The sequence below is a fragment of the Massilia polaris genome, from assembly GCF_012927275.1.
Lineage (GTDB): Bacteria > Pseudomonadota > Gammaproteobacteria > Burkholderiales > Burkholderiaceae_D > Telluria_A > Telluria_A polaris.
Genome location: NZ_JABBGG010000009.1, coordinates 186,886 through 213,160 on the forward strand (window position 1 = coordinate 186,886; position 26,275 = coordinate 213,160).

Here is a 26,275-nt window from a genome sequence, read left to right on the forward strand (position 1 = left end):
TTTATTCTCCTGCGTCGCCGACGGTGCGGTATGGCGTGGCCGGGCCGCGGCGTTTGCGGCTGGCGCAGGCGATGACCACCATACGCGCCGTCATGAAGATCACGAACAGGAACAGCGCCAGCGGAATGATGGTGATCGCCAGTGCCAGTGCGACGCAGCTGACCAGCAGCGCCGGCCAGGACATGGACGCCATGGCGCGCGCCACGTAGCGGCCGGCACGGATGAATGCGTTGCCCATGTCGGCGAGCAGGGCGGCAAAGGCGTCGAAACTTGCGTTTTTCATTACGGTCTCCCAGTGGAATGGATCAATGAGGCCACTGTAACGCCGGGCCGCGCCAGCATCCACACGAGTCCGACGAAATGCATATTAGGAGGGTTGACCGGTTGCTGGACGGGATTAATCGCGCGCCCTTCAGGCGGGAGGGATGGCGACTGCCGACAGCACCATGTTTGCAATTAATGTTTCGCCATCGTCGAAGTCGTCGCTGCTGAGTTGCTCACGATTCAACACAAGGTTCATCTGCGCGGAAAAATCCGCGTAGGCCTGGGTCATGTGCCAGATCGCGAACAGCAGGTGCGTCGCGTTCACCGGCGCGATGCGGCCCTCGCGGATCCAGCCTTCGAACACGTCGATATCCTTGCGTAGCAGCGGCACCACCCGCTCGCGGATCTGCTGTCCATACAGCTGGGCGCCGCCGATCACTTCGAGCGCATACACGCGCGAGGCCAGCGGCTGCTCGCGCGAAAAGCGCATCTTGGCCTGGATGTACGAGCGCAGCACGTCGCGCGGATCGCGTTCGCGGTCGGCCAGCTTGTCCATGCGTTCGAGCCAGTCATCCAGCACGCTGTCCAGGACCCGCTCGTACAAGGCCTGCTTGGTGGGGAAGTAGTACATCAGGTTCTGCTTCGACAGCCCGGCATTTTCGGCGATGGCCGCGACCGAGGCGCCTTCATAGCCGCATTCGGCGAACACGCGCACGGCTTCGGCGAGGATGTCCGCTTCGAGCTTGTCGCGGTTGATCACGCGGCGTTTGACGGGGACGGTCATCAGATTTGCTCCGAGAAACCTCGTCCTTCAGGGCGAGGAGTGAAAGGAGCCGACTGCGAATTGCGCAGCAATTCGGGCCCCGTAAAAAGACATGCCGCAGCAGTCGATGCCTTGGTTGTAGGTGTGGAACCATGGTCGACGATTGCGGTCGAACCTGGATGAAACTGGTTTACCGTTACCGCGTAAAGTCGCTGGCCGGCTTGCTGAACAAGCAGGCCAGGACAGTCAACTTCGTGTGGAACTACTGTAACGACAGGCAAAAGGACGCACTGCGTTTCGGTCGCCGCTGGCATACCGGTTTTGACCTGATCAAGCTCACCACGGGGTGCAGCAAGGAGCTTGGCCTTCACTCGGGTACGGTCAACGACGTATGCCAGCAGTACGCCAAGTCGCGCTCCGGGTCGCATCGGCCCTACCTTCGCTATCGCGGCAGGAAGTCGCTGGGCTGGGTGCCGTTGAAAGGACGTGAACTGAAACGCGAAGGCAATGCCTTCCGCTTCGCCGGCAATACCTTCCGCGTATTCCATTCGCGCGCGCTGCCCGAGGGTAAGATCACCGATGGGACCAACTTCTCGCGCGACCGGCGCGGCAACTGGTTCCTCAATATCGTCCTTGAAGTGCAGGCGGCTCCAGCCCGCTTGCCGGTGCGCGCTGTGGGAATCGATCTTGGCCTGAAAGACCTGGCCACACTGAGCGACGGTAGCCGCATCGCGGCGCCGCACATCTACCGTGCCAGCGAGGCGGCGCTGGCGGTGGCCCAGCGCGCGCGTAAGAAGAAGCGGATCGCTGCGATCCACGCCCGGATTGCCAATCGCCGCCGCCATTACCTGCACTCCTGCACCAGCGCCATCGTCGGCGCGTTCGACTATATCGTGGTCGGTAATATCAATGCATCCGCGCTCGCCAAAACCAGCATGGCGAAGTCCGTCTACGATGTCGGCTGGTCGTCCTTCCGCACACAACTGGCGTACAAGGCTGTTAAGCATGGCGCCTGGTTTGAAGAAGTGAACGAACGTTTCACCACCCAGATCTGCTCGGATTGCGGCGCTGTTCCCGATTCGCGGCCGAAAGGTATCGCAGACCTTGGAATAAGAGAATGGCGTTGCTGTGATTGCGGAACGGTACATGATCGTGATCTCAATGCTGCGCTAAATATTCTCCGTCGCGGACGTGCGACGCTAGCTGTAGGAATCCCCGACGATTAGGTCGGGGAGGACGTCAATGCATCTCCTCGCGCACCGATTTCAGGAACGCGGTCAGCAGCGGCGCATCGGCCGCATAGGCTACATTGAAGCGGAACCAGACCGACTCGGGCTGGCGCAGCATGAAGAACTCGTTGGGGGACAGCAGGATGCCCTGCTTCAGCGCGCGGTCGGCGATCGTCTTGCCGTTCCACTGTGCGCTCGGCGCTTCCGGCCAGCCGGCGCTGACGAACATGCCGCCGCGCGGACGCGCCACCGGCGCCATGCCGACGTCACCCAGGCGCTCGATGGTTCGCTCTCGCCCGGAGCGCAACTGGTCCACCAGTTTTTCCACCATGCGCTTGTAAGGACGCGCGGAGATGGCGTGGTACACGGCGCGCTCGTTGATCTCGGAGGTGGTCAGCCCGGTCAGCATTTTGATGCGCAGTAGTTCAGGCACCAGCGAGCGCGATGCGCAGATCGAGCCGACCCGCAGCACCGGCGACAGCGTCTTCGAAAAACTGCCGACCCGGATCACGCGGCGCAGTCCGTCCATCGCAGCCAGCGACGCCTCCCCGCGCGCCGCCAGTTCGCGGTAGATGTCGTCTTCCACCAGCCAGAAATCGAACTGCTCCGCCACGCCGAGCAGGCGGTGGGCCTGGGCCTGGCTGAGGGTGGTGCCGAGCGGGTTTTGCAGCACGGTGTTGACGAACATGAGCTTCGGCTGCGTGGCTTTCGCCTGCGCTTCGAGAACGTCGAAATCGAGCCCCGCATCGCCACGCGGGATGCCGACCGGGATGCAGCCGTGGTGGCGGATCAGCGACAGCAGGTTGCTGTAGCCGGGATCCTCCACCAGTACAGTGTCGCCCGGCTTGGTCAGCGTGCGCAGGATCAGGTCGAAGGCGTGGGTGGCGCCGTGGGTCAGCAGGATCTGGTCCGGTTCGACCGAGAACAGGTCTTCTTCCATGCTGCTGGCCATATGCTGGCGCAGCGTCGGAAAGCCGAGCGGGTGGCCGTAGCCGCGCAGGCGGTTGGCCGGGATTTTCATCGCGTGGCGCACGCAGTCGAGGATGGTGGTCTCGCCATACCATTCGGGCGGCAGCCAGCCGGCGCCGACTGGGAGCGCATCGGAGACGCCGGAATACAGGTCGGGGGTGAGGGCGTCGATGGCGGCCGGGGTGGCAGGCACCACATGGGGTTGCGCAGCCGCCGCGGCCTCATTGCGTGCGACAAAAAATCCGGAACCGCGGCGCGAGGACAGCAGTCCCAGGTTCAGCAGGCGGTCGTACGATTCGACGACGGTGAAAGTGGAAATGCCGTTACACTTTGCGAATTGTCTAACCGAAGGCATTTTCGTGCCGATCCGCAATTCGCGCTCGTTTACCATCCGCGTGATCGCTGCCACAATCTGATCGACCAGGCTGCCGCGTTTGTTGCGCTCGATCGCCAACACGGGCCAGGCCGATTTGCCGCTGCCAGTTGGAAATTCCTCATCCGATGCCGCCGATTCTTCCATTCACAACTCCTTTTGCGGCACCCGCAAAACTGTACAGATTGGGCTACCAATACGGTTGGCAGCTTTTGCGGTTTGTGTATCTGTGCCGTTGATGTGTTGCTTACTATTATTGCATCAAGATTTTGCCAACTGGTAAATTATTTTTCGCTCGTAAAAACTGGAGAGCAGCATGAATGAGACCCGCCCAGAATCAATGTCGTCGTTTTGGATGCCGTTTACCAATAACCGAGATTTCAAGGCCAATCCGCGCCTGCTCGTGTCCGCCGAAGGCATGTATTACAAGGACGTCGACGGCAACTCCGTGTTGGACGGTACCGCCGGCCTGTGGTGCGTACCGTGCGGCCACGCGCAGCCGAAAATTGTCGCCGCCGTGCGCGAGATGGTCGGCCAGCTCGACTTCGCGCCGACCTTCCAGATGGGCCACCCGGCCGCGTTCGACCTCGCTGAAAAGCTGATGGACTACACCGGCCGCCGCTTCGGCCATGTGTTCTACACAAACTCCGGCTCCGAAGCCGTCGACACCGCGCTGAAGATGGCGCTGGCCTACCACCGCGCACGCGGCGAGGGCGGCCGCACGCGCCTGATCGGTCGCGAGCGCGGCTACCACGGCGTCGGCTTCGGCGGCATCTCGGTCGGCGGCATCGGCGGCAACCGCAAAACCTTCGGTCCGCTGCTGCCCGGTGTCGACCACCTGCCGCACACCCACAACCTCGAGAAGAACGCGTACAGCCGCTGCGAGCCGGAACACGGCGCCAACCTGGCCGACGAACTCGAACGCATCGTGGCCTTGCATGACGCGTCCACCATCGCCGCCGTCATCGTCGAACCTGTCGCGGGTTCGACCGGCGTGCTGATTCCGCCAAAGGGCTACCTGAAGCGCCTGCGCGAACTGTGCACCAAGCACGGCATCCTGCTGATCTTCGATGAAGTGATCACCGGCTTCGGCCGCCTGACCACGCCGTTCGCCTTCGACTACTTTGACGTCGAGCCGGACCTGGTCACCTGCGCCAAGGGCCTGACCAACGGCGTCGTGCCAATGGGCGCGGTGTTCAGCAAGAAGCATATCCACGATGCCTTCATGGACTGCCCGGCCGGCATCGAGCTGTTCCACGGCTATACCTATTCGGGCCACCCGCTGGCCTGCGCCGCGTCGCTGGCCACGCTGGAGGTATTCGAAGAGCAGAAGATCCTCGATAACGCCAGGGGCATGCTGGAATACTGGACCGACGCGGTGCACTCGCTCAAGGGTCTGCCGCATGTGATCGACATCCGCACCATCGGCCTGGTGGCAGGTATCGAACTCGAACCGATCGCCGGCAAGCCGGGCGCGCGCGCCTTCGCTGCGTTCAAGAAGGCGTTCGCCGAAGGGCTCCTTATCCGCACCACGGGCGACATCATCGCGTTGTCGCCACCGCTCGTCATCGAGAAGAAGCACATCGACGAATTGTTCGGCAAGCTTGCCGCTGTACTGAAAAACCTGGACTGACCATGACTGACCTCGACACGATTACCCATTTCATCAACGGCGCCAAGGTGGATACCACCAAAGGCCGCCACGCCGACGTGTTCAACCCTGCGATGGGCGAGCCATGTGCGCGCGTGGCGCTCGGCACGAAGGAAGACGTCGACGCGGCCGTCGCCGCGGCTTCAGCAGCCTTTCCATCGTGGGCCGCCACGCCCCCGCTGACGCGCGCCCGGGTGCTGTTTAAATACCTGCAGCTGTGCCAGCAGCACATCGACGAATTCGCCGCGATGCTCACGCGCGAACACGGCAAGACCTTCGCCGACGCCAAGGGCGAAGTCGCGCGCGGCATCGAGATGGTCGAATTCGCGGTCGGCATTCCGCAGCTGCTGAAGGGCGAGTTCACCGACCAGATCGCGCGCGGCATCGACGCGTGGTCGATGCGCCAGCCGCTCGGCGTCGTCGCCGGCATCACGCCGTTTAACTTCCCGGTCATGGTGCCGATGTGGATGTTCCCGGTCGCGATCGCGTGCGGGAATACCTTCGTGCTCAAGCCGTCCGAACGCGATCCGTCGCCATCGCTGCTGCATGCGAAGCTGCTGAAGGAAGCCGGCCTGCCCGACGGCGTGTTCAACGTCATCCAGGGCGACAAGGTCACCGTCGATGCGCTGCTCGATCATCCGGAAGTGCAGGCGCTCAGTTTTGTCGGCTCTACCCCGATTGCCGAATACATCTACTCGCGCGGCAGCGCATCCGGCAAACGCGTGCAGGCATTGGGCGGCGCCAAGAACCATATGGTGGTCATGCCGGACGCCGACATGGACATGGCGGTCGACGCGCTGGTCGGCGCGGCTTACGGTTCGGCCGGCGAACGCTGCATGGCGATCTCGGTTGTGGTCGCGGTTGGCGACGCCGGCGACAAGCTGGCCAGCGCGATGGCCGAACGCACCGCCGCACTGAAGATCGGCGACGGCATGGCGCACGACTCTGAAATGGGCCCGGTCGTCACTGCCGCAGCGAAGCAGCGCATCGAGAAGCTGATCGGCGAAGGCGTGGAGCAAGGCGCGACTCTGCTGGTCGATGGACGCGGATGCAAGGTGGCCGATCGCGAAAACGGCTTCTTTGTGGGCGGCACCTTGTTCGACCACGTGACGGCGGACATGACTATCTATAAGGAAGAGATCTTCGGGCCGGTGCTGTGCATCGTGCGCGCGCCGGATGTGGCGACGGCGGTCAATCTGATCAATGCCAACGAGTACGGCAATGGCGTGGCCATCTTCACGCGCGACGGACACACCGCCCGCGAGTTCGTGCGCCAGATCCAGGTCGGCATGGTGGGCGTCAACGTGCCGCTGCCGGTGCCGATGGCCTTCAACAGTTTCGGCGGATGGAAGCGCAGCCTGTTCGGCGACCATCACGCATACGGTCCGGAAGGCGTGCGTTTCTACACGCGCCACAAGGCAGTGATGCAGCGCTGGCCGAATACGGCAAGCGCCGGCGCCGAGTTTTCGTTCCCGCAGATGAAGTAACAAGAGCGTTCTTGAAACAGGGTGGAACATGATTGAATCTCTCAAGCACTTGCCGCAAGCCGCGGCGCCCGACAGCGAGCTGTCGGCGCAGTTCACCGACCTCGCACCCGCGCTGACGCAGCGGCAGGCAGCCATCGAAGCTGCGCGCTGCCTGTACTGTTACGACGCTCCGTGCATGCGGGCGTGCCCGACCGAAATCGATGTCGCGAGCTTCATCCGCAATATCCACGACGGTAATATCAATGGGGCCGCCGCCGGCATCCTGAAGCAGAACATCATGGGCGGCGCGTGCGCGCGGGTGTGCCCGACCGAGATCCTGTGCGAGCAGGCTTGCGTGCGCAACCACGACGCGGAGCAGCGTCCCGTCGCCATCGGCCTGCTGCAGCGCCACGCAATCGATAACGCCACCTTTGCTTCGCATCCGTTCCAGCGTGCGGCTTCGACCGGCAAGACCATCGCGGTGGTCGGCGCCGGCCCTGCCGGCTTGTCGTGCGCCCACCGCCTGGCCATGCTGGGCAACGACGTCGTCGTGTTCGAGGCGCGCGAAAAAGCGGGCGGCCTGAATGAATACGGCATCGCCAAATACAAACTGACCGATAACTTCGCGCAGAAAGAAGTCGAGTTCCTGCTGCAGATCGGCGGCATCGAGATCCGGAATGGTTTCAGGCTCGGCGACAACCTCCAGCTGCGGGACCTGCATGCGCAGTACGACGCGGTCTTCCTCGGCATCGGACTGAACGCCAGCCGCCAGCTCGGGCTGACGGGCGAGGATGCGCCCGGCCTGACAGCCGCGGTCGAATACATCGCCGCACTGCGCCAGGCTGACGATCTGTCGACGCTGCCGGTGCCGAAGCGCGCCATCGTGATCGGCGCCGGTAATACCGCCATCGACATGGCCGTGCAGATCCAGCGCCTCGGCGCCGAGGACGTGACCCTGGTGTACCGGCGCGGTCCGGAGTCGATGAGCGCGACCCATCACGAACAGGAAATCGCCAAGGCGAATTTCGTGCGCATCAAGACCTGGGCGGCGCCCGACGCGGTGCTGCTGGACGATGACGGGCGCGTGCGCGGCATGCGCTTCGAACGCACCCGCATGGAGGACGGCAAGCTGACTGGCACCAGCGCCTTCCTTGAAATCGCGGCCGACGCGGTGTTCAAGGCGATCGGGCAGGGCATGGAACCGGCGGCGTTGTCCGACCAGATGTCGCAGCAGCTGTCGCGCGACGGCGAGAAGATCCGCGTCGACGGCCTGTTCCGCACATCGGTGCCGGGCGTGTATGCCGGCGGCGATTGCGTGGCGCCAGGACAGGACCTGACGGTGCAGGCGGTCCAGCACGGAAAGCTGGCGGCCATCGTCATCCACAACGACATCCAATCCCGACTGGAGGCTGCATAATGGCTGACCTGAGCATCGAATTCTGCGGCATCAAGGCGCCGAACCCATTCTGGCTGGCCTCCGCGCCGCCAACCGATAAAGCCTACAACGTGGTGCGCGCCTTCGAAGCAGGATGGGGCGGCGTGGTGTGGAAGACGCTGGGCGAGGACCCGGCGGCCGTCAACGTCTCGTCGCGCTACTCCGCGCACTACGGAAAGAACCGCGAAGTCCTCGGCTTTAACAATATCGAGCTGATCACCGACCGCAGCCTGGAAATCAACCTGCGCGAAATCACCCAGGTGAAGAAGGACTGGCCCGACCGCGCGATGATCGTCTCGCTGATGCTGCCATGCGAAGAGCATTACTGGGCCGATATCCTGCCGAAGATCGAGGCGACCGGCGCGGACGGCATCGAGCTTAACTTTGGCTGCCCGCACGGCATGCCGGAACGCGGCATGGGCGCGGCCGTCGGCCAGGTCCCCGAATACGTCGAGCTGGTCACGCGCTGGTGCAAGCAGCACACGCGCCTGCCGGTCATCGTCAAGCTGACACCAAATATCACCGACGTGCGCAAGCCGGCGCGTGCCGCGAAGGCCGGCGGCGCCGATGCGGTGTCGCTGATTAATACGATCAATTCGATCACCCACCTCGACCTCGACCGCATGGTGGCGTTCCCGATCGTCGGCAACGCCAGCACCCACGGCGGCTACTGCGGTTCGGCGGTCAAGCCGATCGCGCTGAACATGGTGGCCGAAATCGCCCGCGACCCTGAAACCCACGGTTTGCCGATTTCCGGCATTGGCGGCATCGGCAACTGGCGCGATGCGGCCGAATTCATCGCGCTTGGCGCCAGTTCGGTGCAGGTGTGTACCGCCGCGATGCTGCACGGTTTTGGCATCGTCAAGGAGATGAAGGATGGCTTGTCGCGCTGGATGGACGAGAAGGGCTATGCAAACATCGCCGCGTTCTCGGGCAAGGCAGTGCCGAACACGACCGACTGGAAGTACCTGGACATGAACTACGCGGTGATCGCGCAGATCGACCAGGACAAGTGCATCAAGTGCGGCAAGTGCTATGTCGCCTGCGAGGACACTTCGCACCAGGCCATCGCGCGGCTGGTCAGCGAGACCGAGGAGCGCACTTACGAGGTGATCAAGGATGAATGCATCGGCTGCAACCTGTGCGAGATCACCTGTCCGGTGGAGGCATGCATCACCATGGTGCCGCAGCAGACTGGCAAGCCGTATATGAACTGGACGCAGGATCCGCGGAATCCGCGTGCGGAGAACGTGGCGACTGAAACTCCGGAGCGAGTACTTATCTAACGGCGTACGGGCTGTCAATATGCCATCGCTTTGCGTTAAACTGACTTAGCATTTTTGCCTCGACTAAAACGGAGAACAACACTGTGAGCAAAGACCTGTCAGCGAACACGCAGCTTTGGAACGAAGACCTGGCCCCGACCACCGCGGCCCAGCGCACATGGCGCTGGTACCACTTTGCGGCGCTGTGGGTCGGGATGGTGATGTGCATCCCGGCATACACCCTGTCTGCGACGCTGATCGAAAGCGGCATGTCCGGCTACCAGGCCGTGGTCACTGTGTTCCTGGCAAACGCCATCGTGCTGATCCCGATGCTGCTGATCGGCCACGCCGGCACCAAGTACGGCATTCCGTACGCTGTGCTGGCGCGTTCGTCGTTCGGGACCACCGGGGCGCGGCTTCCCGCGCTGATGCGCGCCATCGTCGCGTGCGGCTGGTACGGCATCCAGACCTGGTTCGGCGGCAGCATGATCTACACGCTGCTCGGCGTGATGCTCGGGTATGAGATCGGCGGCGACAAGATCGCCGGCCTTGGCATCAACGGCGCCCAGCTGGCCTGCTTCCTCGGTTTCTGGCTGATCCAGCTGTATTACGTCGTACACGGCATCGATTCGATCCGCAAGCTCGAAACCTACACAGCCCCCCTCAAGATCCTGATCTGCTTCGTGCTGCTTGGCTGGGTCTACAACAAGGCCGGCGGGTTCGGCCCGCTGCTGGACGCGCCGTCGCAGTTCGTCGAAGGCGGCAAAAAAGCCGGCCAGTTCTGGACTACTTTCTGGCCTTCGCTGACGGCGATGGTCGGCTTCTGGGCCACGCTGGCGCTGAACATCCCTGATTTCACCCGCTTCGCCAAAACCCAGCGCGACCAGGTGATCGGCCAGGCCGTGGGCCTTCCTGTACCAATGGGACTGCTGGCCGCGCTGGCGGTCATCGTCACTTCGGCTACCGTGGTCCTTTACGGCAAGGCGCTTTGGGACCCAGTCGACCTGGCCAGCCGCATGACCGGCATCGCCGTGCTGATCGCGCTGATCGTGCTGCTGGTCGATACCGTCAGCGTCAACCTCGCGGCCAACCTGGTCGGACCGGCGTACGATTTCTCGGCGCTCTCGCCGAAGCACATTTCGTATCGCACCGGCGGCTACATCACGGCCGGCATCGCGCTGGTCATGATGCCGTGGAAGATACTGGAAACGACGCAAGGCTACATCTTCACCTGGCTGATCGGCTACTCGGCGCTGCTTGGGCCGATCGCAGGCATCATGATCATCGATTACTACTTCATCCGCAAAACCACGCTGAACGTCGACGACCTGTATCGCCACGGTGGCGTGTACACGTACCGCAACGGCTGGAATGTCGCCGCCATCGTCGCCTTCGTGCTGGGCGTGCTGCCGAATATCCCGGGCTTCCTGAACGCTGCTTTCCCCGCGTCGTTCCCTGAAGTCGGCGACATCTTCAAGACGATTTACACCTACGCCTGGTTTGTCGGCGTGGCGATTGCCGCCATTGTCTACGGCGTACTGATGATCGGGCGCACGCAGCCTGCGCTGCGCCCTGCAACCCATTCCTAGAACGAATCTACGGGAGATCAAATGACGACCATTATTCGAGGCGGTACCGTTGTCAACGCGGACCGCGCTTTCCGCGCCGATGTGCTGTGCTTCGGCGACAAGATCGTCGCGGTAGGCGAGGGCCTAGAAGCGCCGCCGCACGCCACGGTGATCGATGCTTCGGGCCAGTATGTGATGCCAGGCGGGATCGACACCCACACGCACATGCAGCTGCCCTTCATGGGCACCGTCACCGCTGACGATTTCTTCACCGGCACCGCGGCTGGGCTGGCGGGCGGCACCACCACCATCATGGACTTCGTCATCCCCGACCCGAAGCAGTCGCTGCTCGAGGCGTATCACACATGGCGCGGCTGGGCGAAGAAGTCTGCCGGCGACTACACCTTCCATGTGGCGGTAACGTGGTGGGCGGACTCGGTGCACGCCGACATGGGCACGCTGGTGCGCGACCACGGCGTGAACAGCTTCAAGCACTTCATGGCGTACAAGAACGCGATCATGGCGGATGACGAAACGCTGGTGAAAAGCTTCACGCGCGCGCTTGAACTGGGCGCCATCCCGACCGTGCACGCCGAGAACGGCGAGCTGGTATTCCAGCTGCAGCAGGACCTGCTCCGCAAAGGCATCACCGGGCCGTCCGCGCATCCGCTCTCGCGTCCGCCTGAAGTGGAAGCGGAGGCGGCCAACCGCGCCATCGCGATTGCCAACGTGCTAGGCACACCGGTGTACATCGTCCACGTGTCGTGCGCCGAATCGCTGGACGCCATCACACGCGCCCGCGCCAAGGGTCAGCGCGTGTATGGCGAGGCGCTGGCGGGACACCTGGTGATCGACGACAGCGTCTACTACAGCAGCGACCTCGAATTCGCCCGTGGCCACGTCATGAGCCCGCCGTTCCGCGGCAAGCACCACCAGGCCGCGCTGTGGCAGGGCCTCCAGGGCGGCAACCTGCATACGACGGCGACCGACCACTGCACCTTCTGTGCGGAGCAGAAGGCTGCGGGCGCCGACAATTTCACCAAGATCCCGAACGGCTGCGGCGGCGTCGAGGACCGCATGTCGGTGGTGTGGGATGCCGGTGTAGGCACCGGCAAGCTGACGCCGTCCGAGTTCGTGCGGGTCACGTCCACCAACGCCGCGCAGATCTTCAATATGTATCCGCGCAAGGGTCTGATTGCGGTCGGCGCCGATGCCGATATCGTGGTGTGGGACCCGCAAGGCACGCGCACGATTTCAGCGAAGACGCAGTTCGCCAAAGGCGGCTTCAACGTATTCGAAGGCCGCACGGTGCAGGGAATCCCGACCACTACGCTCTCGGCCGGCAATGTGGTGTTCTCGAAGGGCGAACTGCGCGCGGTCGAGGGCGCGGGCAGGCATATCGACCGCCCGGCGTTCGCGCCGGTCACGGCTTAGGTTTTACATCACCGCTTACTGGAGCTGAACATGAACGACCTGCGTATCAATGGCGACCGCCTGTGGGCCTCGCTGATGGAGTTGGCGAAGATCGGCGCAACGCCGAAGGGCGGCGTCAAGCGCCTGGCGCTGACGGACCTCGACAAGCAGGGCCGCGACCTGGTCGTCGGGTGGGCGAAGGAAGCCGGCCTGTCGGTGACGGTCGACCAGATCGGCAATGTGTTCATGCGCCGCGAGGGTAGCAATCCGTCGCTGCCTCCGGTGATGACCGGCTCCCATATCGATACGCAGCCGACCGGCGGCAAGTTCGACGGCAACTACGGTGTGCTGGCCGGCCTCGAAGTCGTGCGTACGCTGAACGACCGCGGCATCGTCACCGAAGCGCCGATCGAAGTCGCGTTCTGGACCAACGAGGAAGGCTCGCGCTTCGTGCCGGTGATGATGGGTTCGGGCGTGTTCTGCGGCGCCTTCAGCCTCGATACCGCATATGCCGCCGTCGACACCGAAGGCAAGAGCGTGCGCGACGAACTGGCGCGCATCGGCTACATGGGCGACCAGGTGCCGGGACAGCATCCGATCGGCGCGTATTTTGAAACGCATATCGAGCAGGGCCCGGTGCTGGAAGACGCGGACAAGGTTATTGGCGTGGTGCCGGCAGTGATGGGGCTGTCGTGGTACGACTGCGTCGTCAGCGGCATGGAGGCACACGCAGGGCCGACGCCGATGGGACTGCGCAAGGACGCGCTGCAGGTCGCGACGCGCATCATGCAGGAGGTGGTGCAGATCGCGAACCGCTATCCGCCGTATGGGCGCGGGACCGTGGGCATGGTGCAGGTGTTCCCGAACAGCCGCAACGTGATACCCGGCGAGGTCAAGTTCAGCATCGACCTGCGCAACGTGAATGACGAACTGCTCAACACGATGCATGAAGAGATGCTGGCCTTTGTCGACAAGACCAGCGCAGACTCCGGGCTGTCGATCAAGGTCGAGCGGGTGTCGTACTACCCGCCATGCCCGTTCCATCCCGATTGCGTCGATGCGGTACGCGCAGCGACTGAAAAACTCGGCTACTCGACCATGGACGTCGTTTCCGGCGCGGGCCATGATGCCATCTATACGGCGCGCGTCGCGCCTTCGGGGATGATCTTCGTGCCGTGCAAGGACGGCATCAGCCACAACGAGATCGAAGACGCGCAGCCCGGCCACCTCGAAGCGGGTTGCAACGTGCTGCTGCATGCGATGCTCGAACGGGCGCGGGTGATCTCGAACTAAGCGGCTGTCAATCCTGCTCAGGAATGGGCCGGACAACCAAAAAGTGATACGACATCGCGCCAAGGAAGGCGATCGCGGCGCCGGTCAGCAACGCTGGCACGAACGACCAGGTCTGCGCGATGTAGCCGGTCAGGATCGGTGCAAGCGCACCGCCAAGAAAGCCGCCGAAGTTCTGGATCGCCCCGAGCGACGCGATGCGGCTCGGAGGCGCCGCCACCGTGGCGAGCGACCACGAACAGGCCGACGAGGCGTTGGCGAGGAAGATGACGATCGAGATGCAGGCCACGGCCAGGACATTACTCTCGACCAGTGCAGCCGGAATCGTGAACGCCACCATGCCAAGCATCGCCACCACCACCGCGTTGCGGCGCGCGGCTACCGGCGAGGCAGCGCCACGGGTCACCCGATCGGAAGCCCATCCGGCCAGCAGGGCGCCAGCGAAGCCACAAAAGAAGGGTATGGAGGCCGCGATGCCGGACTGCGCCAGGTCCATATGCCGTTCAGTCCTCAGGTAGCCTGGCAGCCAGGTCAGGTAGACCCAGTTGAGGTAGACCGAGCCGAAAAAGCCGAGCATCATGCCCCATGTGGCGCGGTGACGGAACAGTGCGCGCCAGGCGGCAAAGTCCACTTTCGGTTTCGCCTTGCCTGCGTCATCCCCTTCAAGATACGCGCGCTCGACGGCGGTCAGTTGCTCGCGTACCGGATCGCGATAAAGGGCGACCCAGACGACTGCCGCCACCAAGCCAAGCGCGCCAGTGACGAAGAAGGCCCAATGCCAGCTCGTCGCGACAATCAACGGCGAGAGCAGCAAGGGCGCGAGCGCCACGCCGAGCGGCGAAGCCGAATTGTAGATGCCGGTCGGTGTCCCGCGCGAACGTAACGGGAACCAGTTGCTGACGACCCGTGCCGCCGCCGGAAACTGCGGCGCCTCGCCGATACCGAGCGCGATGCGCGCGATCACGAACCAGCCGAAGGTCGCCGCCAGTCCACCCGCGGCTTGCGCCAGCGACCAGATCACCAGCCCGATACCGAGCAGCCAGCGCGGCCCCACCTTGTCGACCAGCGCGCCGACGGGGAGCTGGCATAGCGCATAGCTCCACGAAAATGCCGACAGCAGCAGGCCCATTTGGCCGAGTGACAGGCCGAGGTCAGCGCGAATGTACTCATTGGCCACGGCCAGGGTGGCGCGGTCCAGGTAATTAATAACGCCGCAGACCACCAGCAGCACGAGCGCCAGGGTTTGGCTACGGCGAATACGGGGAGGCGTGGCTTGGTCAGCAGGGATATAGATCATTTCAGAACGCAGGCTGCGCCGTGGGGAAAATGATGGCGAGTATAGATGACGGCGCGATGCCCGAACAGTGCATCGCGCGGATGGGGGTCAGTTCGATTGAAATTCCCGGAGAAAATCCAGCAGCACCTGACCCGTCACCTCGGCATCATCGGCCGTCATGGTCTCCAGCCGGTTATGGCTGATTCCGCCATTGCCGCAGCGCGTAAACAGCATCGCGACATCCGTGATCTTCGCCATCGCCATCGCGTCATGTCCCGCGCCCGACGGGAGGTCGTAACGCGGCAAGCCCGCGCGCTCGACCGCTGCGCCCAGCTGGTCCATCATCCACGGCGCGCACGGCGCCGCCGATGCCGACACCACCTGCCTGATCTCCGCCTCAACCTGGCGCCGTGCGCAGATCGCGGCGATACCTTCGAGGACATCGTCCACCGCCGCCAGCCGCATCTCGTCGCTCGCAGCGCGGATATCGAGCGACAGCTTGCAGTGACCGGGAATGACGTTCACCGAACCGTTTGGCACCTCGAGCTGTCCCACCGTGCCGACCAGCGAATTCCCCTGGCTGCAGCGCGACTCCACCATCAGCACGATCTCGGCCGCCGCAGCTGCGGCGTCCTTGCGCATGGTCATTGGCGTCGTGCCGGCGTGGCTGGCAAGCCCGGTCAGTGTCACCAGAAAGCGCGAACTGCCCGCGATCGCGGTAACGACGCCGACCGCCAGACCGTGCTCCAGCAGCACCGGACCCTGTTCGATGTGAACCTCGACAAACCCGAGCAGGCTTGCAGGGTCGCGCGCAGCGGCGGCAATGGCATTCACGTCATGGCCCGCATCGGCCAGCGCATCGCGCATCGTGACGCCGTCCGCATCAAGCTGGTCCAGCTGCGTCATATCGAAGCGGCCGGCAATCGCATTACTTCCCAGGAAGGTGCTCTTGAAGCGCACGCCTTCTTCTTCCGCGAAGCCGACAATCTCCAGATGGAAGGGCAGGCGTTCGCCGCGCGCATCCAGGTGGCTTACGATCGCAATCGGCAGCAGGATGCCGAGCCGACCGTCGTATTTGCCGCCATCGCGCACGGTGTCGTAGTGCGAACCGGTCATCAGCGTCTTGGCCGAAGGGTCGGCGGCCTCGTAGCGCCCGACCACGTTGCCGACCGGGTCGATGTGCGCAGTCATGCCGGCTTCGCGCATCCAGTCCGCGATCTGCGCTGCGGTGCGGCGGTGGGTCGGCGTCATGTACGAGCACGTGAGGCAGTTCTCGGCTTCGCTCCACGCGCCGATTGTCTCGGACCACTGCATCACCAGCGGACCGAAGCCGGGGTCGAGCTTGAGCAGGTCGTTAAGGCGGATCTCGGCGATGCGATGGATCTGGCGCAGGCATTCGGCCATCTCGTCGGTGCGCTGGTTCTTCAGGCGGCGGCTAAAGGTCTCGATCACCTGCTGGCGGGTCAGCCCGTTGCCCGTCGGGCCTTTGACCGCGAGGATGAACGGAAAGCCGAATTTGGCGTTGTAGTCGGCGTTCAGCTTGTGCAGCGTCGCATACTCGTCGGCGCTGCACAGGTTCAGGCCTGACCTGGCCTGCTCGCCCGTCGATTCGGTGGTCAGTTCGCCTGCGATAGCGGCCTTGCCCGCGAGTTCCGGGTGGGCGCGGATCAGGCCCAGTTGTTCGTCCGTGCTTGCGTTCGACACCACGCCCTGCAGGGCGAGCTTCAGCGCCACCGGCGTGGCGAACGGGCGCTGCACAGCCGCGCGCTCCGGAATCCATGGCGAGTGTTCATAGATGCCGCGCAGGGTATCGACGAAAGCCTGTGGGTCACAGCCGTTCAATTCTTGAAATGTGCTCATGGTCTCTGTCCGGGGATGATGAGGCATATAGTACGCGCTTACTTTTGGATCAGCGCCTTCGCCGCAGCGCTCAGCTGGTCGCGCAGCCATTTGTGTTCGGGCGCCTGGTGGACGCGCTCGTGCCACAGCTGGTAGAAGCGCATCGGCGGGAATTTGACCGGCACCGTGAACGTCTTGAGCGGCAGCGTGCGTTCATAGAACCGGATGAACTGGCGGCCGGTGGTCAGCACCAGGTCGGTCTGGGTCAGCATGTACGGGATCAGGCCGAAGTAGGCCGATTCGACCGCGACGTTGCGGCGCATGCCTTCGCGCTCGAGGAAGGCGTCGATGACGCCGCGGTGGCCCGGCATCATGCGCGACGGCGCCACGTGGGGCAGGCTGAGATAGTCTTCGACAGTCATCGCGTCGCTCTCGGTTCGCCGCGCGTAGGGCGAATCCGCGCGCATGGTGCAGATGATCGGGTCCTCGAACAGCTTCGACATGTGCAGGTGCGGCGGCGGTTCGTCCCAGTTGGCGATGACGAGGTCCATGTCGCCGTCCGACAGCATGCGGATGTAGTCGACGCCCGGCCCCAGGCTGTGGATCACCACGCGGCTGTTGGGCGAGCCGCGCCGCAGCGCCGCCACCACGTTGGGCAGGAACTGGCTGTCGAGGTAGTCGGGGGCGGCGATGTTGAAGGTGCGCGCTTCCTGTTCCGGTATAAAGGGAGACTTCTTGACGAACAGGCTCTCGGTTTCGTCGAGGATGCGCTTGGCCGGCTTGAGCAGGCTTTCGCCGTGCTGGGTCGGCACCATGCCGCGCGCGCCGCGCACCAGCAGCGGGTCGCCGGTCAGTTCGCGCAGCTTGCGCAGCGACGCCGAAATCGACGGCTGCGGCTGGTTGAGCTTGAGCGCCACCCGCGAAACATTCTTTTCGACCAGCAACATGTAAAGGATGCGGATCAGGTGGAGATCAAGGTGCTGGGGAAGGCTGGCCATGGGGGAATGTATATCAAATCGGTTATGTCGAATATACGCGATTTTTCATGTGGTTGGAATCGAAAGCATTTATCTTCTGTAAAAATTCGCCGTACTATTGTCGTTGTTCCCGCAACAAGGATTCCCATGGAAGTTTTTGGACACCTGCTCCCCTACGGCCTCGACTGGCTCAACCTGCTGGTCCGGTGGCTGCACGTCATCACCGGCATCGCATGGATCGGCGCCTCGTTCTATTTTGTCTGGCTCGATAACACGATCCGCCCGCCGGCGCCGGGCTCCGAGCTGGCCAGCAAGGGCGTGTCGGGCGAGCTGTGGGCGGTCCACGGCGGCGGCTTCTACAACCCGCAAAAGTATCTGGTCGCGCCAGGCGAACTGCCAAAGGAACTGCACTGGTTCAAGTGGGAGGCATACTCGACCTGGCTGTCCGGCTTCGTGCTGCTGATGATCGTCTACTACTTCAACGCGCAGGCGATGATGGTCGATACGGCGGTGGCCGACCTCACAAGCTGGCAGGCGATCGGCATCGGCATTGGCAGCATTGTGCTGGGGTGGATCGTGTACGACCTGCTGTGCCGCTCGAAACTCGGCCAGCACGACCTTGCGTTCGGCGCCGTGATCTTCACGCTGCTGCTGGCGAGCGCGTACGTGCTGACCCATTACCTGAGCGGTCGCGCGGCCTACATCCACGTCGGCGCGATGATCGGCACCATGATGGTCGGGAATGTGCTGATGCTGATTATCCCGGGCCAGCGCAAGATGGTGAACGCGATGATGGCGGGGCAGAAGCCCGACCCGGTCCACGGCCTGAAGGCCAAGCAGCGCAGCGTCCATAACAACTACTTCACGCTGCCGGTCCTGTTCATCATGATCAGCAACCACTACGCGATGACCTACCGCCACGAGCATGCGTGGGCGGTGCTGGGCGTGATCATGGCGGCCGGCGTGTTGATCCGCCACTTCTTCAACCTGCGCCACAAGGGCCGCGTTGAGTGGAAGTATCCGATTGCCGGTATCGCGCTGCTGCTGGCGCTTGCCGTCGCGATTGCGCCGAAGGCGCCTGCCGCACGCGATACCGCTGCCGACCCGGCGGCGCAGTTTGCCGCGGTCCAGCAGATCATCGGGCAGCGCTGCGTGTCGTGCCATGCGGCGGCGCCGACCCAGCCCGGGTTCGCGTCCGCGCCGGCCGGCATCATGCTGCACGACGCGGCGTCGATCCGCCAGAACGCGGTCAAGATTTATGAACAGTCGGTGCAGCTCAAGGCTATGCCGATCGGGAACCTCACCAACATGACGGACGCCGAACGCGCGCAGGTCGCGGCGTGGTTCGAAGCGGGCGCCAAATAGGAATCGACATGACGACACAAGAACAACTGACAGCGTGGATCGACGAGCACTTCGATGAAGAGGTGGCCTTTCTCCAGCAGGTGATCCGCGTTCCGACCGACACCCCCCCGGGCAACAACGCGCCGCACGCCGAGGCCGTGGCCGACATGGTGCAAGGATTCGGATGGAACGCCGAAAAGCACGTCGTGCCGGCGCAGCTGGTGCGCGATTACGGCATGGAGAGCATCACCAACCTGATCGTGCGCCGTCCGTATGGCGCCGGCGGGCCGACCATCGCGCTCAATGCGCACGGCGACGTGGTGCCGCCGGGCGAAGGCTGGACCAAACCGCCGTATGGCGGCGTGGTGGAAGACGGCTACATCTACGGCCGCGCGGCAGCGGTGTCGAAGTGCGATTTCGCGACTTACATTTTCGCCGTGCGTGCGCTGGAGGCGCTGGGCGTACCATTGAAGGGCGGGGTGGAACTGCACTTCACCTATGACGAGGAATTCGGCGGGCTGCTGGGGCCGGGCTGGCTGCTGGAGCAGAATCTGACCAAGCCCGACTTCGTCATTGCGGCCGGATTCAGCTACAACATCGTCACGGCGCACAACGCCTGCCTGCAGCTGGAGATTACCGTGCATGGCAAGTCGGGGCACGGCGCCATGCCCGAGACCGGGCACGATGCGCTGCAGGCGGCGACGAAGATCCTCAATGCGCTCTACGCGCAGATACCGGAACTGAAAAAAATCAAGTCGAAGGTGCCGGGCATCGATTCGCCAACCATGCTGGTCGGCCAGATCGAAGGTGGAACCAACACCAATGTCGTGCCGGGCAAGGTCGTCATGAAGATGGACCGCCGCATGATTCCGGACGAGGATCCGGTCGCGGTCGAGGCGCAGGTGAGGGCGCTGATCGAAGATGCAGTGAAGGGAGAACCCGGCATTCGTATCGAGACCCGCCGCCTGCTGCTGTCGCGCGCGTTGCGGCCGCTGCCTGAAGGCGCGAAGCTGGTCGCGTCGTTGCAGAAGCACGGCCGCGAGGTGATCGGCGAGGAGGTCACGGCGCAGGGTACGCCGCTGTACGCGGATGCGCGTCTGTATGGCGAACACGGGATCCCGGCGGTGCTGTACGGGGCCGGCCCGCGTACGGTGCCCGAGTCGAATGCGAAGAAGGCCGATGAGAGGCTGGCGCTGGAGGACTTGCGCAAGGCGACCAAGGTGGTGGCGCTGACACTGCTGGATTTCCTCGGCAAGTAGCCAAAAAAAACCGGGCGTGAACCCGGTTTCTTGTTTTACAGCGCGCGTCTGATTATTTGGTGACCTGGAACCAGGTGGTTGCGGAGTTGCCGGCGGCGTCCCTGGCCACTGCCTTGATCGTGTGCAGGCCGGCTGCGGCCTTTGAGCTCGCCCACGAATACGCCATCGCATTGCCTTTGCCCTGTGCGACGGCGACGTTGTCGATGTACAGGGTCTGCGAAATGCCTGCCGCGCCGGCGTTGTCGGACGCATTGATGCTGACCGTGACCGTGCCGGCAACCATGCCCGGTACCGGATTGATGATCTTGACCGCAGGCGGTGTGGTGTCGCGTGCCACCACTGTGTTCGCATTGGCGACGTTGACGGATACCGGCGCCGATGCCTTGACGTTACCAGCGGCGTCGTATGCGGTCGCGACGAGGGTGTTCATGCCGTTGTAGGCGCCGGCCGAGTTCCAGCTGAAGCCAAACGGCGCCGCGCTGTCGATCGCCACCACGGTGCTGTTGACCTTGAGTTCAACGCGCGCCACGCCGACGTTGTCGCTGGCATTGATGTTGACCGGCACGCTGCCGCTGGCAGTGCTGTTGGCCAGCGGCGCGGAGATTGACACGGCAGGGGCAGTCATATCGGCGACCGGGGCAGCACCGCCGAGTGCCTTTTGCATCGCGCGCGCCGCGTCCACGCGGCCGTAGCCGTACAGCGCGTCGCGGCCTGCTGCGCCGCGGTCGACAGCGGTCGAGAACAGCATCGATTCAACCTGGGTGCTGGTCAGCAAAGGACGTGCCGACATCAGCAGCGCCGCCACGCCGGCGGCCACCGGGCTGGCGAAGGAAGTACCGTTCCAGGTCGAATAGCTGCCGCCTTTGACCGGCGCCCAGATGGCGCTGCCCGGCGCGGACAGCGAAACGAAATTGCCATAGCTCGACCAGCTGGTCTTGGTGTTCGTGTTGTCGGTCGCCGACACGGCAACCAGCGTCGTGGTCGGGGTGTAGCCTTCGTCGCGGCCCGCATTGCCGGCCGAGACGAACACCAGGCCGCCCTTGTTCTTCATGTATTGCGCTGCACTCTGGACGGCGGAGCTGCCCGCGACGCCAGCGAAGCTGACGTTGGCAACCCGCGCGCCGTGGTCGGCTGCCCAGGTCAGGCCTGCGGCGACGGTACTGAAGTAGGTGTAGCAGCTGTTGGTGGCGGCATCCATGAACGCGATCCGGATCGGCATGATCCTGGCCTTGCCTGCGACGCCTGCGACGCCGACGCCGTTATTGGTGGCCGCGGCGGCAGTGCCGGCGACGGCGGTGCCGTGGCCGCAGACGTCGGCGGTGTCGGTATTGTTGTTGTACGAGTTGTAGCCCGGGACGAGGCTGGCCTTCAGGTCCGGGTGGGCCGGGTCGACGCCGGAGTCGAGGATCGCGATCGTCACGCCCGCACCCATCGCGCTGTCCCACGCGGTGTTGGCGCCGATGTTGGTGAGGTGCCATGCGCTGCCGATGTAGGGATCGTTGACGGCCATCGTGCTTTTGACGCGTCGGTCACGCTCGGCGTACTTCACGTGCGGATTGCGGCGCAGCTTTTCGACGACGTCGTCGTCCGGCTCATTGCCCTGCAGATCGACGACGTGCAGGTTGCTTTGTCCAAGCTTGCGGCGGCGGCCACCGTGGCCACGGACGATCTTTTCGAATTCGTCGGCGGAGAGGCCTTCGCGCGGTTCGACCAGGATGCGGCCTCGCGCAAATTCGGTTTCATCGGCGCGGTCCACGCGTGCCGCGTGGGCCTGCGGGGCCAGCGCGGTCATCGCGGAGATGGCAAGCGCGGCGCCGAACGTCAGCTTGAAGGTGCGCTGCTGGATGACTGGGGAAGGAAGCGTGCGAGAAAATTTCATCGACTTGTCCTGTTCATTAGAGGCCGAATCAGGACTGCTCAATCACGCATGAAATAGCTCAGCATGGCTTGGTTGCCGATTGCTTGGGGAGTTATTCCGCATTTGTCCGCAGTGGCGCGGACAAATGGCGCGTCTGGCAGTCCTGCCGTCGTGGGGCGTGCGCCCGGTAGACCGGTGACTTTGCGTCCCCCGCTTTAGCGGGGTTTGCCTTTTGCAGATTGCGAAGGGCAATGCTAAGGGAAAAGGCGATGGTGCACGATTGAATTGCGTGATCTGTGTACGTTCGGACTCGAAAATTTTGTAACAAATTCACGCTTGTCTACCCTTTTCGACATCTTCCTGACGATCTGTACAGACTGGTTTTCAAGTGTGTCCAACGACGGGAACAGGTGGCGCCGTGTACTTCATCCGCATATGAAAAAAAGGCACCCGCGGGTGCCTTCGTTATCAGTTCTTCAGCGTCCGTTCGAACAGCTGGTAGATCCTTCGGTACTGGTCGTACCAGCTTTCCGGCTGCACGAACGCGTGGCGCTCGAGCGGGTAGCTGGCCATCTCCCAGTTGTCCTTCTTAAGCTCGATCAGGCGTTGCGCGATGCGCACCGAGTCCTGGTAGAACACGTTATCGTCCACCATGCCGTGCGAGATCAGCAGGTTGCCGCGCAACTGGTCGGCGTACTCGATCGGCGACGACTTCCTGTACGCGTCCGGGTCGAGGTCAGGCGTGTTCAGGATGTTGGATGTGTACTCGTGGTTGTAGGTGGTCCAGTCGGTCACCGGACGCAGTGCGGCGCCCGCCTTGAACGAGTCCGGTGCGCGCATCAGCGCCATGAAGGTCATGAAGCCGCCGTAGCTGCCGCCGTAAATGTCGACGTTCTTCAGGTCGCCCTGGTGGTTTGCCGCCATCCAGTTGACGCCGTCGATGTAGTCTTCCAGCTCCGGATAGCCCATCTGGCGGTAGATCGCCGTGCGCCAGTCGCGCCCGTAGCCCTTCGATGCGCGGTAGTCCATGTCGAGGACGATGTAGCCTTTTTCAACCAGCAGGTTGTGGAACATCTGTTCGCGGAAGTAGACCGGGTAGCGCTTGCTGACGTTCTGAAGGTAGCCGGCGCCGTGCACGAACATCACGATCGGATACTTCTTGCCAGGTTCCAGCGTGGCCGGGCGATACAGCTTGGCCCAGATCTGCCCCGCGCCTTTGGTCGACGGTACGGCCACATTCTGCGGCTCGACCCATGTGCGCGCCTTGAAGCCGGCGGTGCGCGTGTCAGTCAGCCTGGCCGCGGCGCCGCCGGCCGCCGGCACAGTCGCCAGCTGAATCGGCATGTAGCTCGACGAGTAACCGACCAGCAGCTTGCGCTGGTCCGGCGACAGCGTGAAGTGCTCGACGCCTTCGAGCGACGTGGCTTCGCGCATCACGCCGTCTTTGGCCGACACCGCGCACACTTCATAGGTGCCCGGGTTCTTCGGGTTGCATAGCATGTAGGCGCTGGCACCATCCGATGTCCACTGCACGCGCGTCGCTTCCCAGTTGCCGCGGGTGAGCGCGCGGACTGCATTCGCCGCATTCATCGTGTACAGGTGCGAGTAGCCGGTTTCTTCGGACAGGAACCATAGCGTGCCGTTATCAGGGAGCCAGCCGAAGTCGTTATTGCCCGAGTTGACCCACGCGACATCGCTCTGGCGATGGACTGGATTAAGCTTGATGCCGGCCAGGTCGACCTTGGCGATCCAGCGGTCCTTGTTGTCGACCGCGCGCAGCATCACGGCGGCTTGGGTTCCGTTGGCGCTCCAGCGGATGCTCTCGCCGTCGTCGTCCACGCGCACGGTGCGGTTGCCCTTAAGCGGGTCGATACTCTGTGCTTTGCGCAGTTCGGCCAGCGGATCGGTGGCGACGCCCGGCAGCACGTCGAACGACAGCTCGTGCACCTTGCGGGTCTTCAGGTCGACCAGCTTGAGCGCATGCGCCAACGGCAGGTTGCGGCCGACGCGCGGGCGCTGGTCGTCGAATTCTTCGTAGCCGGACTCGGTGATATAGCGCGGCATTTTGCCGAGGCGGCCCTTGTCGGCGCTCTTTGGCGCAGTCACCGCGAGCAGCCAGCGGCCGTCCGGCGACAGCGCGCTGCCGTCGATGACGACCTTGTCGCCCAGGTAGACCGGGCCTGGCGCGCGAGTCAGGTCGGCGCGGCGCTCTTCCTCGGTGCGGTCGCGCGCGGCGTCGCGGTCATCCTTCTGGCGCTTCAGGGTCGAGATCAGGCGCAGCTGCATCGCACGCAGCGCGTCGTCGTCCGGCGCTGCTGCAGGATCCTTCTCGGCGCGCAGGCGCACTACCGGCGACACCAGGCGGTCGGCGCGGCTCCAGCTGAGCCATTCGTGGCCGACGCGGAACTGGATGCTGCCGCCATCGGCCGAGTACTGGGGCGCGGCCAGGCCGCTGCTGCCGCGCGTGATCTGGGTCAGCGCGCCGGACTTCAGGTCGCGCTCGAACAGGTCGCCGTTGCGCAGCAGCACGGCGCGGGTGCGCTCGCGGTTGTACGTGACGTTGGGGCCGTCCATGTTCGACAGTTCGGCGTCGCCCACGCGGCGCGGCTTGCCGGGAATCGCCTGGAAGGTGTCGCGCAGCTGCGAGCCGGTGCGCTTCTGTTTATAGAAGACCTGCTTGCCGTCCCAGCTCCACCATGCGTCTTCCGCAGGGGTGCCGATCCAGTCGGGGTGGGACATGGCTTGGTTGAGGCTGATTGGCGTAGAGGCTGCGGCGGGAATTGCCAAGATTGCAGCGAGTAAAGGGAGTACGAAGAGACGCATTTGTCCTGGCTGGTAAAGTTGGGACGGCTTATGCCATCGGGATTGCCAAGGCGCATTTTAGCGCACCTGCCGTTTCATGCGCGAGCTGATCAATAGTCGAGCGGGAGAGTGGGCATATCGAGCGGGCGGAAATATTTCTTATTAAACGATGCGAAACATTTACTAAAAGCTTTAAGTTTGTCGAATATATTTACAACGCTGCCACGTTAAAGCGATGCTTTTAAATAATGTAACAATGAATCAGCGATTTAGATAAACTGGCACGATTCATGCACACCTAATGAATGATCGTCGATCATGGCGATTAAAAAGTTTCTCATTCATATAACGAGGGGAACATGATGAAAAAATCAAGGATTGTCCTGCTAAAGTTTCTTGCGATTGCAGGCAGCATTGTTGCAGCGTCGTCCAGTCAAGCATCGCTTGTTCCTGCAGGGTTGGTTTCCCTGTCGGGCACGGGAATCGGTGCGGTATCGACCATCCTCACGATTCACGATAATGACGGTACCGAGGCAGGGGAAGTGCATTGGACCCCCGGCGGTGACGTAGCCACCGGCAACGTCGTCGGGCCCAACGTACAGACGAAAACGCAATTGTTTGGCGACGTCGGTATTGATAATGCGGCCGATATCCGTATTATCTTCAACGCTTCAGAGCCAAGTGGCGGTTCGATCTCGCTCGACGACCTGGTACTGAACATCTTCGCGCCGGACGGCACGATATTGTTCACATCAGGCGCTTTTAGCCCGATCTTCTTCCCCGATACCCAACCGGGTACCGGAAAGTCGGGCTTCGCGTTCGAGCTCGACTTGTTGCAAGCCGCGCTGGCAGAACCCCACGTTTCAGCGTTAAACCGCATCGGCCTGTCGGCAGCAACGTCAATGGCCCAGGGTGGGCTTGAAACCTTCTTCATCCTCCGCAGCACTACCGTTCCGCCTTGCAATCCTGAGATCGAAGTCTGCGGTCCACAGGAAATTCCCGAGCCAGGGACGCTTACACTGCTCGGCATCGGCCTGATCGGTGCGGGCGCCCTCAGGCGCCGTCGCCGCAAAGCGTAAGAAGCAGTGCTAAAAAACGCCGGTCGAACTGAACTGAACCCCAAAAGTTGGACACCAACTTTTGGGGTTTTTCATGTCGAAGTACACCGAACAATTTAAGCTCGCTGTCGTCCAGCAGTATTTGTCCGGCACCGCCGGCTACAATTTGGTCGCCC

At 63.2% G+C, this 26,275-nt stretch carries 20 protein-coding genes and 1 riboswitch; of the genes, 11 read left to right on the top strand and 9 right to left on the bottom strand.

Translation table 11 applies throughout. The features are described from left to right. Position 1: 1 nt before the first annotated feature. Positions 2-283, bottom strand: a complete 282-nt coding sequence (locus tag HHL21_RS16560; RefSeq protein ID WP_169467838.1) for a hypothetical protein — start codon at positions 281-283, stop codon at positions 2-4. A 129-nt stretch (positions 284-412) separates the two neighbouring features. After that, positions 413-1,048 (bottom strand): TetR/AcrR family transcriptional regulator, encoded by a 636-nt coding sequence (locus HHL21_RS16565; RefSeq protein WP_169467840.1) that lies wholly within the window; start codon positions 1,046-1,048, stop codon positions 413-415. Positions 1,049-1,206: 158 nt separating this feature from the next. Here HHL21_RS16565 and HHL21_RS16570 point away from each other — a divergent pair, with 158 nt between their 5' ends. Beyond that, entirely contained in the window at positions 1,207-2,253 is a 1,047-nt protein-coding gene (locus tag HHL21_RS16570) for an RNA-guided endonuclease InsQ/TnpB family protein (RefSeq protein ID WP_169467842.1), read from the top strand. Between the two features lie 13 nt (positions 2,254-2,266). Here HHL21_RS16570 and HHL21_RS16575 read toward each other — a convergent pair whose 3' ends face one another. Beyond that, positions 2,267-3,745: an aminotransferase-like domain-containing protein gene (locus HHL21_RS16575; RefSeq protein ID WP_169467844.1), complete on the bottom strand. Its 1,479-nt coding sequence runs from the start codon at positions 3,743-3,745 to the stop codon at positions 2,267-2,269. Between the two features lie 169 nt (positions 3,746-3,914). On the opposite strand from HHL21_RS16575, the gene aptA reads away from it, so the two are divergent. The 7 genes from aptA (at position 3,915) to HHL21_RS16610 (ending at position 13,689) form a co-directional block, all read left to right on the top strand. Next, a complete protein-coding gene (gene aptA / locus HHL21_RS16580) occupies positions 3,915-5,231 on the top strand; it encodes an omega-aminotransferase AptA (protein ID WP_169467846.1) in 1,317 nt (438 codons plus the stop codon). Positions 5,232-5,233: 2 nt separating this feature from the next. Next, positions 5,234-6,736, top strand: coding sequence for a CoA-acylating methylmalonate-semialdehyde dehydrogenase (locus HHL21_RS16585; RefSeq protein ID WP_169467848.1), 1,503 nt, complete (start codon positions 5,234-5,236; stop codon positions 6,734-6,736). Positions 6,737-6,764: 28 nt separating this feature from the next. Beyond that, positions 6,765-8,132: an NAD(P)-dependent oxidoreductase gene (locus HHL21_RS16590; RefSeq protein ID WP_169467850.1), complete on the top strand. Its 1,368-nt coding sequence runs from the start codon at positions 6,765-6,767 to the stop codon at positions 8,130-8,132. Next, on the top strand, positions 8,132-9,436 hold the full coding sequence (gene preA, locus HHL21_RS16595) for an NAD-dependent dihydropyrimidine dehydrogenase subunit PreA (RefSeq protein WP_169467852.1): 1,305 nt from the start codon (positions 8,132-8,134) through the stop codon (positions 9,434-9,436). The genes HHL21_RS16590 and preA overlap by 1 nt, the downstream gene beginning before the upstream one ends. 83 nt (positions 9,437-9,519) lie before the next feature. Next, the gene (locus HHL21_RS16600; protein WP_169467854.1) at positions 9,520-11,004 is read left to right on the top strand and encodes an NCS1 family nucleobase:cation symporter-1; all 1,485 of its coding nucleotides are present in this window, start codon (positions 9,520-9,522) and stop codon (positions 11,002-11,004) included. A 21-nt stretch (positions 11,005-11,025) separates the two neighbouring features. Continuing rightward, the gene (gene hydA / locus HHL21_RS16605; protein ID WP_169467856.1) at positions 11,026-12,417 is read left to right on the top strand and encodes a dihydropyrimidinase; all 1,392 of its coding nucleotides are present in this window, start codon (positions 11,026-11,028) and stop codon (positions 12,415-12,417) included. A gap of 30 nt (positions 12,418-12,447) precedes the next feature. Further along, positions 12,448-13,689, top strand: a complete 1,242-nt coding sequence (locus HHL21_RS16610; protein ID WP_169467858.1) for a Zn-dependent hydrolase — start codon at positions 12,448-12,450, stop codon at positions 13,687-13,689. A gap of 7 nt (positions 13,690-13,696) precedes the next feature. Here HHL21_RS16610 and HHL21_RS16615 read toward each other — a convergent pair whose 3' ends face one another. The 3 genes from HHL21_RS16615 to HHL21_RS16625 all read right to left on the bottom strand — a co-directional run bounded on the left by HHL21_RS16615 (position 13,697) and on the right by HHL21_RS16625 (position 17,799). Then, entirely contained in the window at positions 13,697-14,983 is a 1,287-nt protein-coding gene (locus HHL21_RS16615; protein WP_169467860.1) for an MFS transporter, read from the bottom strand. Positions 14,984-15,070: 87 nt separating this feature from the next. Further along, positions 15,071-16,822, bottom strand: a complete 1,752-nt coding sequence (locus HHL21_RS16620) for an allantoate amidohydrolase (RefSeq protein WP_169467862.1) — start codon at positions 16,820-16,822, stop codon at positions 15,071-15,073. A 38-nt stretch (positions 16,823-16,860) separates the two neighbouring features. Next, entirely contained in the window at positions 16,861-17,799 is a 939-nt protein-coding gene (locus HHL21_RS16625) for a LysR substrate-binding domain-containing protein (protein WP_169467864.1), read from the bottom strand. A 126-nt stretch (positions 17,800-17,925) separates the two neighbouring features. Between HHL21_RS16625 and HHL21_RS16630 the strand changes: the two genes are divergently transcribed. Then, the gene (locus HHL21_RS16630) at positions 17,926-19,143 is read left to right on the top strand and encodes a urate hydroxylase PuuD (protein ID WP_169467866.1); all 1,218 of its coding nucleotides are present in this window, start codon (positions 17,926-17,928) and stop codon (positions 19,141-19,143) included. A gap of 8 nt (positions 19,144-19,151) precedes the next feature. Then, a complete protein-coding gene (locus HHL21_RS16635) occupies positions 19,152-20,381 on the top strand; it encodes a M20/M25/M40 family metallo-hydrolase (protein WP_169467868.1) in 1,230 nt (409 codons plus the stop codon). A gap of 52 nt (positions 20,382-20,433) precedes the next feature. Here HHL21_RS16635 and HHL21_RS16640 read toward each other — a convergent pair whose 3' ends face one another. Then, complete coding sequence (locus tag HHL21_RS16640; RefSeq protein ID WP_169467870.1) at positions 20,434-22,260, bottom strand: S8 family serine peptidase; 1,827 nt, start codon at positions 22,258-22,260, stop codon at positions 20,434-20,436. A gap of 132 nt (positions 22,261-22,392) precedes the next feature. Next, a riboswitch (cyclic di-GMP riboswitch) is annotated at positions 22,393-22,479 on the bottom strand. Positions 22,480-22,707: 228 nt separating this feature from the next. Next, positions 22,708-24,978, bottom strand: a complete 2,271-nt coding sequence (locus tag HHL21_RS16645; RefSeq protein WP_229496492.1) for a S9 family peptidase — start codon at positions 24,976-24,978, stop codon at positions 22,708-22,710. Positions 24,979-25,400: 422 nt separating this feature from the next. On the opposite strand from HHL21_RS16645, the gene HHL21_RS16650 reads away from it, so the two are divergent. Further along, the gene (locus HHL21_RS16650; protein WP_169467874.1) at positions 25,401-26,120 is read left to right on the top strand and encodes a PEP-CTERM sorting domain-containing protein; all 720 of its coding nucleotides are present in this window, start codon (positions 25,401-25,403) and stop codon (positions 26,118-26,120) included. On the opposite strand, the gene HHL21_RS21440 is transcribed toward HHL21_RS16650, so the two are convergent. Further along, the coding region (locus HHL21_RS21440) for a hypothetical protein (RefSeq protein WP_206085819.1) at positions 26,095-26,275 on the bottom strand (181 nt) is incomplete at its 5' end. The genes HHL21_RS16650 and HHL21_RS21440 overlap by 26 nt on opposite strands.